Annotated in this window: 15 protein-coding genes and 1 tRNA gene; 7 read left to right on the forward strand and 9 right to left on the reverse strand. The window is 60.6% G+C overall.

The window, feature by feature from the left end; genetic code table 11:
- Positions 1 to 63 precede the first annotated feature (63 nt).
- Positions 64 to 789, reverse strand: a complete 726-nt coding sequence (locus tag AC3WJW_RS12865) for a murein L,D-transpeptidase catalytic domain family protein (RefSeq protein ID WP_126046408.1) — start codon at positions 787 to 789, stop codon at positions 64 to 66.
- Between the two features lie 82 nt (positions 790 to 871).
- Here AC3WJW_RS12865 and AC3WJW_RS12870 point away from each other — a divergent pair, with 82 nt between their 5' ends.
- Positions 872 to 2,626, forward strand: a complete 1,755-nt coding sequence (locus tag AC3WJW_RS12870) for a L,D-transpeptidase family protein (RefSeq protein ID WP_493726244.1) — start codon at positions 872 to 874, stop codon at positions 2,624 to 2,626.
- Between the two features lie 320 nt (positions 2,627 to 2,946).
- Here AC3WJW_RS12870 and AC3WJW_RS12875 read toward each other — a convergent pair whose 3' ends face one another.
- Entirely contained in the window at positions 2,947 to 3,414 is a 468-nt protein-coding gene (locus tag AC3WJW_RS12875) for a hypothetical protein (protein WP_493726245.1), read from the reverse strand.
- Between the two features lie 183 nt (positions 3,415 to 3,597).
- Here AC3WJW_RS12875 and AC3WJW_RS12880 point away from each other — a divergent pair, with 183 nt between their 5' ends.
- The gene (locus AC3WJW_RS12880; protein ID WP_493726246.1) at positions 3,598 to 5,196 is read left to right on the forward strand and encodes a sensor domain-containing diguanylate cyclase; all 1,599 of its coding nucleotides are present in this window, start codon (positions 3,598 to 3,600) and stop codon (positions 5,194 to 5,196) included.
- Positions 5,197 to 5,218: 22 nt separating this feature from the next.
- Here the strand turns inward: AC3WJW_RS12880 and AC3WJW_RS12885 are convergent, their stop codons facing one another.
- Positions 5,219 to 5,545: a hypothetical protein gene (locus AC3WJW_RS12885; RefSeq protein ID WP_493726247.1), complete on the reverse strand. Its 327-nt coding sequence runs from the start codon at positions 5,543 to 5,545 to the stop codon at positions 5,219 to 5,221.
- 662 nt (positions 5,546 to 6,207) lie between these two features.
- Between AC3WJW_RS12885 and AC3WJW_RS12890 the strand changes: the two genes are divergently transcribed.
- Together AC3WJW_RS12890 and AC3WJW_RS12895 are read left to right on the forward strand one after the other, a co-directional pair.
- Positions 6,208 to 7,002, forward strand: a complete 795-nt coding sequence (locus tag AC3WJW_RS12890) for an exodeoxyribonuclease III (RefSeq protein ID WP_493726248.1) — start codon at positions 6,208 to 6,210, stop codon at positions 7,000 to 7,002.
- A 113-nt stretch (positions 7,003 to 7,115) separates the two neighbouring features.
- Entirely contained in the window at positions 7,116 to 7,946 is an 831-nt protein-coding gene (locus AC3WJW_RS12895) for an arylamine N-acetyltransferase family protein (RefSeq protein WP_493726249.1), read from the forward strand.
- A gap of 55 nt (positions 7,947 to 8,001) precedes the next feature.
- Here the strand turns inward: AC3WJW_RS12895 and AC3WJW_RS12900 are convergent, their stop codons facing one another.
- Entirely contained in the window at positions 8,002 to 8,307 is a 306-nt protein-coding gene (locus AC3WJW_RS12900) for a BrnA antitoxin family protein (protein WP_015095915.1), read from the reverse strand.
- 3 nt (positions 8,308 to 8,310) lie between these two features.
- Complete coding sequence (locus AC3WJW_RS12905; RefSeq protein ID WP_493726250.1) at positions 8,311 to 8,592, reverse strand: BrnT family toxin; 282 nt, start codon at positions 8,590 to 8,592, stop codon at positions 8,311 to 8,313.
- A 255-nt stretch (positions 8,593 to 8,847) separates the two neighbouring features.
- Between AC3WJW_RS12905 and AC3WJW_RS12910 the strand changes: the two genes are divergently transcribed.
- The gene (locus tag AC3WJW_RS12910) at positions 8,848 to 10,365 is read left to right on the forward strand and encodes a nucleobase:cation symporter-2 family protein (RefSeq protein ID WP_493726251.1); all 1,518 of its coding nucleotides are present in this window, start codon (positions 8,848 to 8,850) and stop codon (positions 10,363 to 10,365) included.
- A 209-nt stretch (positions 10,366 to 10,574) separates the two neighbouring features.
- Here the strand turns inward: AC3WJW_RS12910 and AC3WJW_RS12915 are convergent.
- Positions 10,575 to 10,650: transfer RNA gene (locus tag AC3WJW_RS12915), tRNA-Asn, on the reverse strand.
- A gap of 227 nt (positions 10,651 to 10,877) precedes the next feature.
- Between AC3WJW_RS12915 and AC3WJW_RS12920 the strand changes: the two genes are divergently transcribed.
- Positions 10,878 to 11,108, forward strand: a complete 231-nt coding sequence (locus AC3WJW_RS12920; protein WP_102675334.1) for a hypothetical protein — start codon at positions 10,878 to 10,880, stop codon at positions 11,106 to 11,108.
- On the opposite strand, the gene AC3WJW_RS12925 is transcribed toward AC3WJW_RS12920, so the two are convergent.
- The 3 genes from AC3WJW_RS12925 to AC3WJW_RS12935 form a co-directional block, all read right to left on the reverse strand.
- Complete coding sequence (locus AC3WJW_RS12925; protein WP_007986927.1) at positions 11,105 to 11,314, reverse strand: hypothetical protein; 210 nt, start codon at positions 11,312 to 11,314, stop codon at positions 11,105 to 11,107. The genes AC3WJW_RS12920 and AC3WJW_RS12925 overlap by 4 nt on opposite strands.
- 233 nt (positions 11,315 to 11,547) lie before the next feature.
- Positions 11,548 to 12,744, reverse strand: a complete 1,197-nt coding sequence (locus AC3WJW_RS12930; RefSeq protein WP_493726252.1) for an amino acid aminotransferase — start codon at positions 12,742 to 12,744, stop codon at positions 11,548 to 11,550.
- Positions 12,745 to 12,891: 147 nt separating this feature from the next.
- Positions 12,892 to 13,080, reverse strand: a complete 189-nt coding sequence (locus AC3WJW_RS12935) for a hypothetical protein (RefSeq protein ID WP_493726253.1) — start codon at positions 13,078 to 13,080, stop codon at positions 12,892 to 12,894.
- Between AC3WJW_RS12935 and uvrB the strand changes: the two genes are divergently transcribed.
- The gene (gene uvrB, locus AC3WJW_RS12940) at positions 13,079 to 15,094 is read left to right on the forward strand and encodes an excinuclease ABC subunit UvrB (RefSeq protein ID WP_218503561.1); all 2,016 of its coding nucleotides are present in this window, start codon (positions 13,079 to 13,081) and stop codon (positions 15,092 to 15,094) included. The genes AC3WJW_RS12935 and uvrB overlap by 2 nt on opposite strands.
- Positions 15,095 to 15,172 lie beyond the last annotated feature (78 nt).

Raw genomic sequence — 15,172 nt, forward strand, 5'->3', positions numbered from 1 at the left:
TCAGCCTGTTGAACTTGTCGACGAGGCTAGCGGGCGGTGCCTTTCAGCAGGCTGAGGCGGGGATTACAGTTTTGACAGGTTGGACGTCGCTTTCTGGCTTGAAGTGGACTTTTCCCTTGAGGCCACGGTGTCGCCGCAGTTGATGTAGGAGGACGACTTCAACCAGCGCTGGTCCGGGTAGTAGGAAAACAACAACTGGCCGTCCTTCATCGAATCAATAAGCCGATGGGCAATCGCCGGCCTGACGGCCGGGCAACCCAGGCTGCGGCCGATGCGGCCATTGGCGCGGGCCAGCACCGGGCTGACGTAGGGAGCGCCGTGAATGACGATGGCCCGGTCAAAGGCGTTGTCGTTGAAGCCGGGCTCCAGGCCTTCCATGCGCAGCGAGTAACCGTTCTGGCCGAGATAGCTTTGCTGGGTGCGGAACAGACCGAGGCTGGTGGCGTGGCTTTCGTTGCGGTTGGAGAACAGCGTCGCCATGTTTTCGCCGCTGTTGCGGCCATGGGCGACCAGTTCGTGAAACAGCAACTTGCGCCGTTTAAGGTCGAAGACCCACAGGCGTTGTTCAGTCGAAGGCAGGGAGTAATCGATCACCGCCAGTCTTTGGGCTGGGGCGACGCCTTGGGCACGGCTGCATTGGGTGGCGCGAACGGCCAGGGCAATCACTTTGGCGTCGGCGCCTGGTGCTGCTTTGACCAGCGCGTTTTCAAGCGAATCGGCGTAGGCTGACGTTACTGATAGGCACGTCAGTAAAATGGCAAATAAAAGGCCAAAGCGGTTTAGCGCCATAGTCGGGTCTCATCATGATAATTTCGAGTCTAGCAGCGAGCGCAAAGCTGGCGCCGTTGAATCGGGGGATTAAGGATTATCCATGGTGCAATTAACAAGGTCATTCGTCATAAGCCGCATATTTTTTATGGGCTTTCTGATCAGCGGTGCAGCATTTGCGCAAACTTCGCCGATTGAGCCGGTATCTGCAGCGAGCAGCACAAGCGATGCCGCGGCGCCCGACGATGCGGTCGGCCAAGCGATTCAGGCAACGCTGGAACCGCTGCGCTCGGCCTTTCCGCCGTTGCTCACGTCAAGGCGCAATCAGCGTGTGGATGTCAGCCGGGTGGTGCTGGATTTCTATATGCATCGCAACTATCGCGCCGCGTGGACGGATGATCGTGATGTGCTGCAGTTACTCAAGAGCCTCGAAGACACCCGGATCGATGGTCTGACCCCGGCGGATTTCCGTATCACCGAACTGGCCCAGGCCCATGAATCGCTGATGGCCGCCATGCCTTCCACGGCACAGCGGGCGATGTTCGACATGGCGGCCACCCGCACCTTCATCACTGCGCTGCTGCAACTGCGCCGGGGCAAGGTCGATCCGTCGCGGCTGGACATTCACTGGAATTTCGATCCTGCCGGCGGCAATGCCCGCGAGGACATGGACAACCTGTTCGCCGCCCTCGATGCCCATGACGTGGCACGTGCATTCGCCGATGCGCCGCCTCAGGAAGAGATTTACCGCAATTTGCGTGAAGGCCTGGCGCGGTTGCGCCAGGTGCGGGATGCGGGTGGCTGGCCGAAGGTCACCGAAGGCCAATCGCTCAAGCCCGGCATGGACGGGGTGGCGGTCGGACAACTGCGTGCGCGCCTGGTGGCGGGCGGGTACCTGGACCCGCACCTGGCGAAAAAAACCGGTTACGACGACAAGGTCATTGCCGCGGTGAAGAAGTATCAGACCGAGCAATACCTGGGGGCCGACGGCGTGGCGGGGGCGGTGACGCTGGCGGCGCTGAACGTGCCGGTCGAGGCGCGGATCGATCAGGTGCGGGTCAACATGGAGCGCGCCCGCTGGCTGTTGTACAAACTTCAGGGCACGTTCGTGATCGTCGATATCGCCGGCTACAAGGTGGCGATGTACCGCGACGGCCTGCCGATCTGGCGTTCGCGGGTGCAAGTCGGCAAGCCGGTGCGCAGTACGCCGGTGTTCCAGGCCGAAATCACCTACATCACGTTCAACCCGACCTGGACCGTGCCGCCGACCATCCTCAAGCAGGACGTGATTCCGAAAGTCCAGAACGATCCTGGCTATCTGGCGGCCAACCGGATTCGCGTGCTTGATCGCGAAGGCAATGTGCTCGATCCGTCGGACGTTGACTGGAGCAACCCGCGAGGCATCCACCTGCGTCAGGATGCCGGCCCCGACAGTTCGTTGGGGCAGGTGGTGATCCGCTTCCCCAACGACTATGCGATCTACCTGCATGACACGCCGCACCGCGAGCTGTTTGCCAAGACGGTCCGGGCCACCAGCTCGGGCTGCATCCGCGTGGAAAACCCGCTGCAACTGGTCGAGTTGTTGTTCAACGACCCGGTGCGCTGGAACAGTGCCGGGATTCAAAAGCAGTTGGCCAATGGCCGAACCGAGAATATCCAGCTGCCGGTGAAGGTGCCGGTGCTGCTGGCCTATTGGACCGTGGACCTGAGCAATGACGGGCGGGTGACGTTCAAGCCGGACATTTATGATTACGACACCCGGGTGTTGCAGGGCTTGAGTCAGCCGACGAAATTGCCTCCCCTGGACTTGCGTCGGGCAGAGATCCCGCTGGTGGTGACGGGGCAGAACCAACAGTAACCAAAGACTGAAAAGACGCCTCGGGAGCGCCATTTTTTGGGGGCCTGGTTTGGAGCGTGGACACGGTCCCCTGTAGGAGCTGGCCTGCCAGCGATGGTCGTTAACGATAACGCGGGTGAACTGGATAAACGCGGCGCATTCAAGTCCATCGCCAGCAAGCTGGCTCCTACAGTTTCAGCGTGGGCACGGTCCTTTGTGGGAGCTGGCTTGCCAGCGATGGTCGTTAACGATAACGCGTGTGAACCGGATGAACTCGGCGCACTGGAGTCCATCGCCAGCAAGCTGGCTCCTACAGTTTCCCGGGCCCTTTGGCAAACTTCCTAAAGCGCCAATCCTTGTTGCACCACTACAAGCAGATCGCTTTCTGTCAGCGCCACCGCATCCAGTTGTGCCGTGGCTTGCTCGATCGTTTGTAGCCACCAGTGTGTTTCGCCGTGTTCGTCCACAGTGCGCAACAGGGCGAGTTCGTTGCCGGTTGTGTGGATTTCGATCCGTCCCTCGCCATCGGCGGTGAAGCGTGCAACCGGGTCAAAGGTCATGCTGTGCCCGTTGCCGGTGATCACCAACTGGTCGATGGCGTAATCGTAAGCGTCACCATCGACATGACTTTCGAACACATGGGTGGCGTTGCGCCGCAGGACCAGGCCCGCTTCGGTCAAGGGCTGCAGCCAGTGCTCTATCCGTTGATACAGTTCGTAGACCTGGCCGGGCCAGCCATCGATCGCCTGATCCGCGCTGGTCAGCCCTGTCTGTTTCAATTTTTCGGCGAGTTCGTCTGCTTTGCTCATGTCGATTCCCTGTATGGAGGTCAGTCTAATCGTAGCTCGTTGACGCGCAGACAGTGCTGCCCTGGGTCATGTTTGCAGCACCACCGGGCAGGGGGGAGACCGCCGGGCAAGTGGTTGCCCCTTTGTCGTGGATAACCCCGTAAACTACGGCCCACAAAAACTGAGGGCTTTGGGCCGTTGCCCATGCCTTGCCCCCGACAGGATGAACTTTTGCCCACGCGCTTTAACAACCCGGACCACGCCCCTGGCGTTGCATTGAAACGCATACCGCTGCGCAAGGCCGCGGTGTTGTTCATTGCCACGGTGTGTCTGTGCCTGTGCGGTTTGCTCTACCTGCAACTGGAACAGTCCCGTCGCCATGATCTGAGTCTGGCGCAAGTGGCCTCTTCGAACCTGACGCGGGCCATGGCGCAGCAAGCCGAAGACACCTTCATGAAGGCCGACCTGGTGCTGACCAGCCTGGTGGACTGGATTCAGGTCGACGGTTTCGGCCAGGACATGCGCCCACGCTTGCAGCAGACCTTTGCCCGGCGGGTGCTGGCACTGGATCAATTGCACGGCATCCTGTTGTTCGACCAGAAGGGCCAGTGGGTGGTGACCTCGTTTGAAAACCTGCCCCGGGGTGCCGGGGTCGCGGATCGCGAGTACTTCAAGTATCACCAGCAGAACGTATCGTCGGTGGCGCATATCGGCCCGGCCATCCGCAGCCGGGAAAACGGCGAGTGGATCATCCCGATTTCCAAACGAGTCAACGACAGGGACGGCCATTTCCAGGGCGTATTGCTGGCCGGTATCAAGATGTCGTACTTCGACCAGTTCTTCAAAAGCTTCAGCCTCGATGACAACGGCACGATGTTTCTCGGCTTGACCGATGGCACGTTGTTGGCGCGTCGACCTTTTGTAGAGGCACAGATCGGCGTGTCGCTGGCCCAGAGCGAGATCTTCCAGAAGTCCCTGCCACTGGCCACCTCCGGCAATGCGATGTTCACGTCCATCATCGATGGTGTGACGCGCCTGTATGGTTACCGACAGCTGGAGGCGTACCCACTGGTGGTTGCCGCGGCGGCGTCCACGGAATCCATTCTCGCGGGCTGGTACGACACGGCGTTTCGCTCCAGTCTCATCGTTGCCCTGGTGCTGCTGGGCGTAGGGTTGTTCGGTTGGGTGTTCATTCATCAGGTGCGCGTGGGCGAGCGGGTCGAGTCGGATTTGCGTAGGGCCCAGCAAGCACTGGAGCTGATCGCCACGCACGACAGCCTGACCGGCCTGGCCAACCGCCGGTTGTTCGAACGGGCGATGGACATCGAGTTCGGGCGCGGTGCCCGGCAGGCAAGCCCCTTGAGCCTGATCATGCTCGATATCGATTACTTCAAGCGCTACAACGACACCTACGGCCATGTGGTGGGGGATCACTGCCTGGCCGAAGTGGCACGCGCGCTGAAGAGTTGCTGCCACCGCAAGGCCGATCTGGCGGTGCGTTACGGCGGTGAAGAGTTTGCGGTGCTGCTGCCCGACACCGACATTCACGGCGCCATGACGATTGCCGAGCAGATCCGCCGCAGCGTCATCGACAGGCACATCAGTCACACCGCCTCACCCAGCGGCTACGTGACGGTCAGCCTGGGTTGCTATTCGTTCGTGCCCTCGGGGCGTGACAGCATGGACGTGTTTGTCGAGCGGGCGGATGCGGCGCTGTATCAGGCCAAGCATTCGGGGCGGAACCGCGTGGCCACATTGTCGATGACCGGCGGCGTCGAAGCGTTGATGCGCTCCGACCGTTGAAGTGTTTTTGCTGCCGGTAGTGTCATTGGCCGCTTTTGCCTGTCCAGCTACCCGTCCCGCCGCCAGCACCGCCGGTTCCGCCACCGGGTGCACCGGTGCCTCCGCCCGCGCCACTGCCCGGACCATTGACGCCGGTGCTGCCCATTGACGAGCCGGGGCTCTTCCCGCGCCCGTTATTAGTCGAGGGGGCGCTGGGCCTGTTGCTGTCTGGCAGCATGGTTGAACTGCGGGTGGCGCCGGGTGCCGTACCGGTCGTGCCAGGACCCTCGCCGGACGCCGCAAAGGTGGCCACGGCCGTAGCCGACAACCATGCGGCCATGAGCAGCGAAGTGATTTTTATGTTCATCATGGTCGTCTCCAGGATGAGTCGATACCTGGTGTTAGTGTGACAGGGCACGCGGTGGGTGCCGATCCGGTTGACGAGTGGCGCGGGGCCCTGGTGGGCCACCGATCCATGGCCAAGCGAGAACCTTGTGGGAGCGGGCTTGCTCGCGAAAGCGGTGGCACATTTGGCATCAATGTCACAGACAGATTGCCTTCGCGAGCAAGTCGGATCGCCGCACCGCCGCTCCCACAGTTGATCTGTGTCGGACGAGAAATTGCGTACACCCTCGAACCCTGTGGGAGCGGGCTTGCCAGCGAAGACGTCGGCCCATTCAGCATTGATGTTGGCTGACACTGCGCATTCGCGAGCAAGTCGGATCGCCGCTCCCACAGTTGAACTGTGCCGGGCGGGAAATTGCGGACACCCTCGAACCCTGTGGGAGCGGGCTTGCCCGCGAAGACGTCGGCCCATTCAGCATTGATGTTGGCTGACACTGCGCATTCGTGAGCAAGTCGGACCGCCGCACCGCCGCTCCCACATTTGAGCTGTGTCGGGCGGGAAATTGCCGACACCCTCGAATCGACCAGCTTGCGCTCAAGGTGCTGCCGCCCCCGGGACCACGGATGCAACCACCGAAAAGGGCAGGTGTCACAGTTCAGGCACCTCGCCCTCAGGAGTGTCCGATCATGAAGAAACTGCGGATTGCCACGTTCAACGTCAATGGCCTGCGCGCCCGGCTGCCTAACCTGCTGGCCTGGCTTGATCGGGAAAAACCGGACATCGCCTGCTTGCAGGAGTTGAAGGCAGTGGACAGCGCATTCCCGGCTGCCGAGCTTGAAGCGCTCGGCTACGGCGCCATCTGGCAGGGTCAGGCGTCATGGAACGGCGTGGCGATCCTGGCGCGGGATGCGCAGCCGCTGGAAACCCGACGCGGGTTGCCCGGCGATGACAGCGACAACCACAGTCGTTATCTGGAAGCCGCGGTCCATGGGGTTCTGGTGGGTTGCCTGTATCTACCCAACGGCAACCCGCAACCGGGACCGAAATTCGAGTACAAGCTGGCATGGTTCGAGCGACTGATCCGTTACGCGCAGGCGCTTCAAGGCAGTGAACATCCGGTGGTGCTGGCGGGTGACTACAACGTGGTGCCCACCGACCTGGACATCTATAACCCGCGCTCCTGGCTCAAGGACGCCTTGCTGCAACCACAGAGCCGCGAGTGCTACCAGCGGTTGCTGGACCAGGGCTGGACCGATTCGTTGCGGCACTTGCATCCGCACGATCGGCTCTACACGTTCTGGGATTACTTCCGCCAGCACTGGCAGAAAAACTCCGGTCTGCGCATTGATCATCTGCTGCTCAACCCGGCCCTGAGCCCGTACCTGCAAGACGCCGGGGTGGATGCCTGGGTGCGCAATGAGCCCCACGCCAGCGACCATGCGCCGACCTGGATTCAATTGGGTTCGCGCAAGCGCCGTTGAGTTTTCCGTGACGAGTGATTGGCTAAATCAATTGTCGGTGGCCGTGCCGGATCCCGTATACATAGCGACCATTGGCGGAGCAATCCGCCGCTTGCGTGCAAAAGGATTGAACGATGAGCGAGCCACGCCTGACTGACCGTGCTTTGTATCTGCAACGCCTGGGCTTCGATGCACCCCCGGCGCCGACCCTGGAAACCTTGCGCCAACTGCAGCTGCGCCATACCGGGGTTTTCCCGTTTGAAAACCTCACCACGTTATCCGGCGAACCGGTGTTGATCGACCTGCCGTCCATCGAGCAGAAGGTCTTGCGCGCGGGGCGTGGCGGTTACTGCTACGAACTCAACAAGCTGTTTCTGGCCTTGCTTCAGGAATTGGGCTTCGACGCCCGCGCCATCAGCGGTCGGGTGGTGATGGGGCAGCCGGAGGGCGCCTGGACGGCCCGGACCCATCGCCTGAGCCTGGTCATCATCGACGACATACGCTACATCACCGACGTCGGCTTCGGCGGCATGGTGCCGACCGCGCCACTGCTGCTCGATTCCCGGGCCGAACAATTCACCCCTCACGAGCCGTATCGCATCGACCTGCACGTTGACGGTTTTACTCTGCGCGCCAACGTGGCCGGTGAATGGCGAGCGATGTACATCTTCGACCTGCAACGCCAGGAAGATATCGATTTTGCTGTGGGCAACTGGTACGTCTCGACCCACCCCGAGTCGACTTTCGTCAGGCAGTTGATGGTGGCGCGCACCGGGGAGGGCTGGCGCCGTACGCTCAACAACGGCAGCTTCGCTATTCACCGGATCGGCCATGACAGCGAGCGGCGGGAGGTGACGGATGTGCAGGAACTGATTGGGCTGCTGGACAGCGAGTTCGGCATCCGCGTACCGGAGCAGTCGCAATTGGCGCGGACGCTGGAGCGATTGATCGCAGCGCCGCAATAGCGGGCTGATCGCAGGCATCACAAAGGGCGGGTCAGATTGATCGGCCCTTTGTGTTTCAGGGCCGAACACCCGGCGCCATCACCCGTTGGATTTCGCGCAAGGCCTCTGCCAGTTTCTGCTCCAGGCCCTTGAGTTCGGCAGGCGTGAGGGTTTGTTTCAGTTTTGCGCTCTTGCCTTCGTTGAGCAGGGCCCGGCGCAACGTATTGTTGATCGCCGTCTGGTAGCCGTACCCCTCGTGTTCTGCCAGGGCACGGGCCGCTTCGATGACCGCGTCATCGAGCATGATGGTAATGCGGGTCTTGCCTTTGGCGGGCGCCACGGCCCCGCGCCTGGCATCACTGAAGTCGTATTCGTCTTTCATCGGTCATGTCTCCAGATACTGACGGCGCTCGCTGTTGGTGGCGATGCGCGCGGAAATGATTCGAACGAAATTCGGATCGCGGCAGGTGTACGCGACGACCAGTAAACGGCCTTTGGCATCCAGCCCCAGAGTGATCCAGCGTTGTTCGTCGTGGTGGTGGTCCTCGATGGTCAGCGCTCGTTCGTCATGGAATACCGGTTCAGTCTCTGCGAGGCTGATGCCTTGGTGCTTGAGTTTGTTGGCTGCGTTCTTTGCCTTGCGGAACTGAATGTCGAATGGCTTCATTATGCATACTTTATATGTATAAGAAAGAGGCGGGTCATACCGATGGTCGCCAGGAATTCGAAAGACTAGTCAGCACTCGGGGGGAGGCAGCGAGGGAAGTATTTCAAGGTTTTTGGCGGAGCCAGGAGGGGGGCTATCAGGCAGCAATGGACAAGTATTCATTTTGTGACTGATAAGTTGTATACAACTCTATAGACATTTGTCCTATGTCTTGCATACAGTGTGCGCATAACAAAAACCAGGGAACCCCCTACCATGAAAACGCCCCATGTTTCACACCAACGGCCCGAGGACGAAAACCTAGGGATCGGCGCGAATATGGCTTATGGCCTGCAACATGTTCTGACCATGTATGGCGGTATCGTCGCTGTGCCATTGATCATCGGCCAAGCGGCCGGGCTCTCGCCAGCGGACATCGGTTTGTTGATTGCTGCTTCATTGTTTGCGGGGGGGCTGGCAACGCTGCTGCAAACCCTGGGTCTACCGTTTTTTGGTTGTCAGTTGCCGCTGGTGCAGGGCGTATCCTTCTCCGGCGTCGCGACCATGGTGGCGATTGTCAGCAGTGGCGGGGAGGGCGGGTTCCAGTCGGTGTTGGGGGCGGTGATAGCGGCGTCCCTGATCGGATTGCTGATAACCCCGGTGTTCTCGCGTATCACCAAGTTTTTCCCGCCGCTGGTGACCGGCATCGTGATCACCACCATCGGCCTGACGCTTATGCCGGTAGCCGCGCGCTGGGCCATGGGCGGCAACAGCCACGCGGCGGATTTCGGCAGCATGGCGAATATCGGTCTGGCGGCGGTGACGCTGGTGCTGGTGCTGCTGCTGAGCAAAATCGGCAGTGCGACCATCTCCCGCCTGTCGATCCTGCTGGCCATGGTCGTCGGTACAGTGATCGCGGTGTTCCTCGGCATGGCGGATTTCTCGTCAGTGACCCAGGGGCCGATGTTCGGCTTCCCGACACCCTTCCACTTCGGCATGCCGACCTTCCATTTCGCTGCGATCCTGTCGATGTGCATCGTGGTGATGGTGACGCTGGTGGAAACCTCGGCCGACATTCTGGCCGTTGGTGAGATCATCGGCACCAAGGTTGACTCCAAGCGCCTGGGCAACGGCCTGCGCGCCGACATGTTGTCGAGCATGTTCGCGCCGATCTTCGGATCCTTCACCCAGAGCGCCTTTGCCCAGAACGTCGGGTTGGTGGCGGTCACTGGCATCAAGAGCCGCTATGTGGTGGCCACTGGCGGTCTGTTCCTGGTGCTTCTCGGCCTGCTGCCCTTCATGGGCCGGGTCATCGCCGCCGTACCGACCTCGGTACTGGGCGGCGCCGGCATCGTACTGTTCGGCACCGTCGCGGCCAGCGGCATTCGGACCTTGTCCAAGGTCGACTACCGCAACAACGTCAATCTGATCATCGTCGCCACCTCCATCGGCTTCGGCATGATCCCGATCGCGGCGCCGAGCTTCTACGATCAATTCCCTAGCTGGTTCGCGACCATTTTCCATTCGGGCATCAGTTCGTCGGCGATCATGGCCATCGTGCTGAACTTGACCTTCAACCACCTCACTGCCGGCAACTCCGATCAGCAATCGGTGTTTGCGGCCGGTACCGAGCGGGTGTTGCGTTATCAGGATCTGGCGGCGTTGCGTGAAGGGGACTACTTCAGCGACGGTAAGCTGCACGATTGCGACGGCAAGGAGATTCCGGTGGTTGAGGTGGACCACGGGCATGGCGAGCCACACGCGGTGCATGCGAAAAGCAGTGAGCATGTCTGACGTTCGCGGCGACTGAAAAAAGGGCCGATCTGTTGAATGGACAGATCGGCTTTTTCTTTATGGATCAAAAGATCGCAGCCTTCGGCAGCTCCTACAGATGAAGGCGATCCCATGTAGGAGCTGCCGAAGGCTGCGATCTTTTGATATTTGTATCGGCCACAAAAAAGCCCCTGGATCTTTCGATTCAGGGGCTTTTCGGTGTTGCTGTCTGGCTCCACGACCTGGACTCGAACCAGGGACCCAGTGATTAACAGTCACTTGCTCTACCAACTGAGCTATCGCGGAATGGCGCGTATCTTACTGATTCAAAAAGAGAAGTCAAGCATCGAACAACAATTGGAGCGAATTATCGGGACGGGCGGTGGTTTAGCGGCGATTGGCGGTTACCAGGATCGCCCCAGAGGTCTACCATGGCCGCCCGGAAGTGGTGACACGCGCTGCCGGCCATTCGCCGAAAAGGTACGCGCCATGAATCATTTGACCCTCTCGCCTCGACATCACGGGGTGCGCCCATGAGCATCTCTCAGATCAGCCTGCCCAAGGGCGTCGGCCCCCATGCCGAAAAGTTGTTCGACGCCATCACTCAGGCCGGCACAGCTGAAGCATTGAACCGCGCGGGTGGCAAGGCCGAAGGTTTCGTCCTGGGGCTGGAAAGCACCAAGGCGATCAAGAGCCAGGTCGCCGAATTGCTGTATGTCGCCTACGACGACGCTGCCAGTCAGCGTGCGACCGAACTGGCTTAACCGCCGAAGGTAATGGTGGCAACCATCAGTTTGGCGTAGAGCGCTGTGGCACCCAATTGCACCAGCCACAGGGCCAGGCCGCCGAGGAATACACCCGCAGCGACTTGCATTACCAGGTTGTTGCCGCGTTTGGCCGGGGCGCGGGGGATGAAGTGATCCAGGTCATCCAGGTCATCGCGGTCGGCGCGCAGGTCATCGTTTTTCATGTGGGATCTCGCAAGGTGTTCAGCTATACAAAAAACCTGTGGGAGCGAGCCTGCTCGCGATGGCTGCGGCACATCCTGCATCAATGGCACAGCTGGATCGCTATCGCGAGCAGGCTCGCTCCCACATTTGCTCTGTGAGCAGTTTAGAGGGCTTGGTCGGCCAGTCGGGAATTATGTGACGTAAATAAAAAACGGGAAGCCACAGGCTTCCCGTTTTTCATTTCAAGGCTGAATCAGATGACCTGGACAATCGCGTCCGTCACCACCTCGATGTTGCTCTGGTTCAGCGCGGCCACGCAGATGCGGCCGGTGTCCAGGGCGTAGATGCCGAACTCGTTGCGCAGGCGATGAACTTGCTCAACGCTCAAGCCGGAGTAGGAGAACATGCCGCACTGACGACCGACGAAGCTGAAATCGCGCTGAGGCGCTTTTTTTGCCAGCAGGTCGACCATCTGGGTACGCATGCCACGAATGCGCAGGCGCATTTCGGCCAGTTCGGCTTCCCACTGGGCACGCAGTTCCGGGCTGTTCAGCACGGCAGCGACAACGCTGGCACCGTGGGTCGGTGGGTTGGAGTAGTTGGTACGGATCACGCGTTTGACTTGCGACAGCACGCGCGCGCTTTCTTCTTTCGATTCGCTGACGATCGACAGCGCACCGACGCGCTCGCCGTACAGCGAGAACGATTTGGAGAACGAGCTGGAAGCGAAGAAAGTCAGACCCGACTCGGCGAACAGGCGCACGGCAGAGGCGTCTTCGTCGATGCCATCGCCGAAACCTTGGTACGCCATGTCGAGGAACGGCACGTGGCCTTTGGCTTTAACGACTTCCAGGACGTTTTTCCAGTCGGCCGGGCTCAGGTCCACGCCGGTCGGGTTGTGGCAGCAGGCGTGCAGCACAATGATCGAGCCGTTTGGCAGCGCGTTCAGGTCTTCCAGCATGCCGGTACGGTTCACGTCGTGGGTCGCGGCGTCGTAGTAGCGGTAGTTCTGCACCGGGAAACCGGCGGTTTCGAACAGCGCGCGGTGGTTTTCCCAGCTCGGGTCGCTGATCGCCACGACAGCGTTCGGCAGCAGTTGCTTGAGGAAATCGGCACCGATTTTCAGAGCGCCAGTACCGCCAACGGCCTGGGTGGTGATGACGCGGCCAGCGGCGAGCAGTGGTGAATCATTGCCGAACAGCAGCTTTTGCACGGCCTGGTCGTAGGCGGCAATGCCGTCGATTGGCAGGTAGCCACGGGAAACGTGTTGAGCGGCGCGAATCGTTTCGGCTTCGACAACGGCGCGCAGGAGTGGAATTCGCCCCTCCTCGTTGCAGTAAACACCGACCCCCAGGTTGACCTTGTTGGTACGGGTATCGGCGTTGAATGCTTCGTTGAGGCCCAGGATTGGATCGCGTGGTGCCATTTCGACAGCGGAGAACAGGCTCATTATTGCGGCGGCTCTGAATGGAGAGTGGAGGGACGTGTCGCGCTCCAGCCGAATGCACTAGAGCGGTGCACAAACGGGGAGCTAGTATAGAGGCCATCGGCGATGGCTGGCGACAGGCGATTGACCTTTTAAGGCAAGTTTTTCCGATTATTTATCGACCGTCAGTCGATTGGTCTCGGCAAAGGTTTTGCGTGATGCAGGACGTTTGCCTTGAAAGCGCTGGCAATCGGCTCCACATTGAGCACAATCCAGTTTTTTCTCGGGCGACATCGGTCGTTTGCGGTCTTTCTCGTTCGTGCCGGTTTGTCCGGCAAGAGTGATCCAGAGGTATTTCATGTCTGAATTCCAGCTAGTCACCCGTTTCGAGCCCGCCGGCGATCAGCCGGAAGCCATCCGCCTGATGGTCGAGGGCATCGAGGCCGGGCTGGCGCACCAGACGCTGCTCGGTGTGACCGGCTCGGGCAAGACTTTCAGCATCGCCAACGTGATCGCCCAGGTGCAGCGCCCGACGCTGGTGCTGGCGCCGAACAAGACCCTGGCGGCGCAGTTGTACGGCGAGTTCAAGGCGTTTTTCCCGAACAACGCGGTGGAGTATTTCGTTTCCTACTACGACTACTACCAGCCCGAAGCCTACGTGCCGTCCTCGGACACCTTCATCGAGAAAGATGCCTCGATCAACGACCACATCGAGCAGATGCGGCTGTCGGCGACCAAGGCATTGCTCGAACGCAAGGACGCGATCATCGTCACCACGGTGTCCTGCATCTACGGCCTGGGCAGCCCGGAAACCTATCTGAAGATGGTGTTGCACGTGGATCGCGGCGACAAGCTCGACCAGCGTGAGTTGCTACGGCGCCTGGCTGACCTGCAATACACCCGCAACGACATGGAATTCGCCCGTGCGACCTTCCGTGTGCGGGGCGATGTGATCGATATCCACCCGGCGGAATCGGATTTCGAAGCGATCCGCATCGAACTGTTCGACGATGAGGTGGAAAGCCTGTCGGCATTCGATCCGCTGACCGGCGAAGTCATTCGCAAGTTGCCGCGTTTCACCTTCTACCCGAAGAGCCACTACGTCACGCCCCGGGAAACCCTGATGGGCGCGGTCGAAGGCATCAAGGTCGAGTTGCAGGAGCGCCTGGAATACCTGCGCTCCAACAACAAGCTGGTGGAAGCCCAGCGCCTGGAGCAGCGCACCCGTTTCGATCTGGAGATGATCCTCGAGCTGGGCTACTGCAACGGCATCGAAAACTACTCGCGCTATCTGTCCGGTCGCGAAGCCGGTGCGGCGCCACCAACCCTTTACGATTACCTGCCGGCCGATGCCTTGCTGGTGATCGACGAATCCCACGTCAGCGTTCCGCAGGTGGGCGCCATGTACAAGGGCGACCGCTCGCGCAAGGAAACCCTGGTCGAGTACGGTTTCCGCCTGCCCTCGGCCCTGGACAACCGGCCGATGCGTTTCGATGAATGGGAAAGCATCAGCCCGCAGACGATTTTCGTCTCGGCGACCCCAGGCAACTATGAAGCCGAGCACGCCGGGCGCGTGATTGACATGGTGGTGCGCCCGACCGGGCTGGTGGACCCGCAAATCGAGATCCGCCCGGCACTGACTCAGGTCGACGACTTGCTGTCGGAAATCACCAAGCGTGTCGCTCTGGAAGAGCGGGTGCTGGTCACGACGCTGACCAAACGCATGGCTGAAGACCTGACCGATTATCTGGCCGACCACGGCGTGCGCGTGCGCTACCTGCACTCGGACATCGACACCGTGGAGCGGGTCGAAATCATCCGCGACCTGCGCCTGGGCACCTTCGATGTGCTGGTGGGCATCAACCTGTTGCGCGAAGGCCTGGACATGCCGGAAGTGTCGCTGGTGGCGATCCTCGATGCCGACAAGGAAGGTTTCCTGCGTTCCGAGCGCTCGCTGATCCAGACCATCGGGCGGGCGGCGCGTAACCTCAATGGCCGGGCGATTCTGTATGCCGACCGCATCACCGGCTCCATGGAGCGGGCGATCGGCGAAACCGAGCGTCGTCGCGACAAGCAGATTGCCTTTAACCTGGCCAATGGCATCACGCCCAAAGGCGTGTTCAAGGACGTCGCCGACATCATGGAAGGCGCCACGGTGCCCGGTTCGCGCAGCAAGAAGCGCAAAGGCATGGCCAAGGCCGCCGAGGAAAATGCCAGATACGAAGCCGAATTGCGCTCGCCGGGCGAGATCGCCAAGCGCATCAAGGGGCTGGAAGAGAAGATGTACCAGTTGGCACGTGACCTGGAGTTCGAAGCCGCGGCGCAGATGCGCGACGAAATTACCAAGTTGCGCGAGCGGTTGATCACTGTTTGATCTTTTGTGCCTGAACTGGCCTCATCGCGAGCAAGCTCGCTCCCACAGAGATCACCTTGAACCTTGTGGGAGCGAGCT

The sequence above is a fragment of the Pseudomonas sp. GW821-FHT07G06 genome (assembly GCF_058986625.1).

Bases quoted from the DNA above. Each gene is read 5' to 3' on its own strand.
- AC3WJW_RS12905 (WP_493726250.1), bottom strand. From the start codon at position 8,592: ATGAAGCCATTCGACATTCAGTTCCGCAAGGCAAAGAACGCAGCCAAC.
- uvrB (WP_218503561.1), top strand. From the start codon at position 13,079: ATGTCTGAATTCCAGCTAGTCACCCGTTTCGAGCCCGCCGGCGATCAG.
- AC3WJW_RS12895 (WP_493726249.1), top strand. From the start codon at position 7,116: ATGAGCGAGCCACGCCTGACTGACCGTGCTTTGTATCTGCAACGCCTG.
- AC3WJW_RS12890 (WP_493726248.1), top strand. From the start codon at position 6,208: ATGAAGAAACTGCGGATTGCCACGTTCAACGTCAATGGCCTGCGCGCC.
- AC3WJW_RS12875 (WP_493726245.1), bottom strand. From the start codon at position 3,414: ATGAGCAAAGCAGACGAACTCGCCGAAAAATTGAAACAGACAGGGCTG.
- AC3WJW_RS12925 (WP_007986927.1), bottom strand. From the start codon at position 11,314: ATGAAAAACGATGACCTGCGCGCCGACCGCGATGACCTGGATGACCTG.
- AC3WJW_RS12870 (WP_493726244.1), top strand. From the start codon at position 872: ATGGTGCAATTAACAAGGTCATTCGTCATAAGCCGCATATTTTTTATG.
- AC3WJW_RS12885 (WP_493726247.1), bottom strand. From the start codon at position 5,545: ATGATGAACATAAAAATCACTTCGCTGCTCATGGCCGCATGGTTGTCG.
- AC3WJW_RS12935 (WP_493726253.1), bottom strand. From the start codon at position 13,080: ATGAAATACCTCTGGATCACTCTTGCCGGACAAACCGGCACGAACGAG.
- AC3WJW_RS12910 (WP_493726251.1), top strand. From the start codon at position 8,848: ATGAAAACGCCCCATGTTTCACACCAACGGCCCGAGGACGAAAACCTA.
- AC3WJW_RS12865 (WP_126046408.1), bottom strand. From the start codon at position 789: ATGGCGCTAAACCGCTTTGGCCTTTTATTTGCCATTTTACTGACGTGC.
- AC3WJW_RS12900 (WP_015095915.1), bottom strand. From the start codon at position 8,307: ATGAAAGACGAATACGACTTCAGTGATGCCAGGCGCGGGGCCGTGGCG.
- AC3WJW_RS12920 (WP_102675334.1), top strand. From the start codon at position 10,878: ATGAGCATCTCTCAGATCAGCCTGCCCAAGGGCGTCGGCCCCCATGCC.
- AC3WJW_RS12930 (WP_493726252.1), bottom strand. From the start codon at position 12,744: ATGAGCCTGTTCTCCGCTGTCGAAATGGCACCACGCGATCCAATCCTG.
- AC3WJW_RS12880 (WP_493726246.1), top strand. From the start codon at position 3,598: ATGCCTTGCCCCCGACAGGATGAACTTTTGCCCACGCGCTTTAACAAC.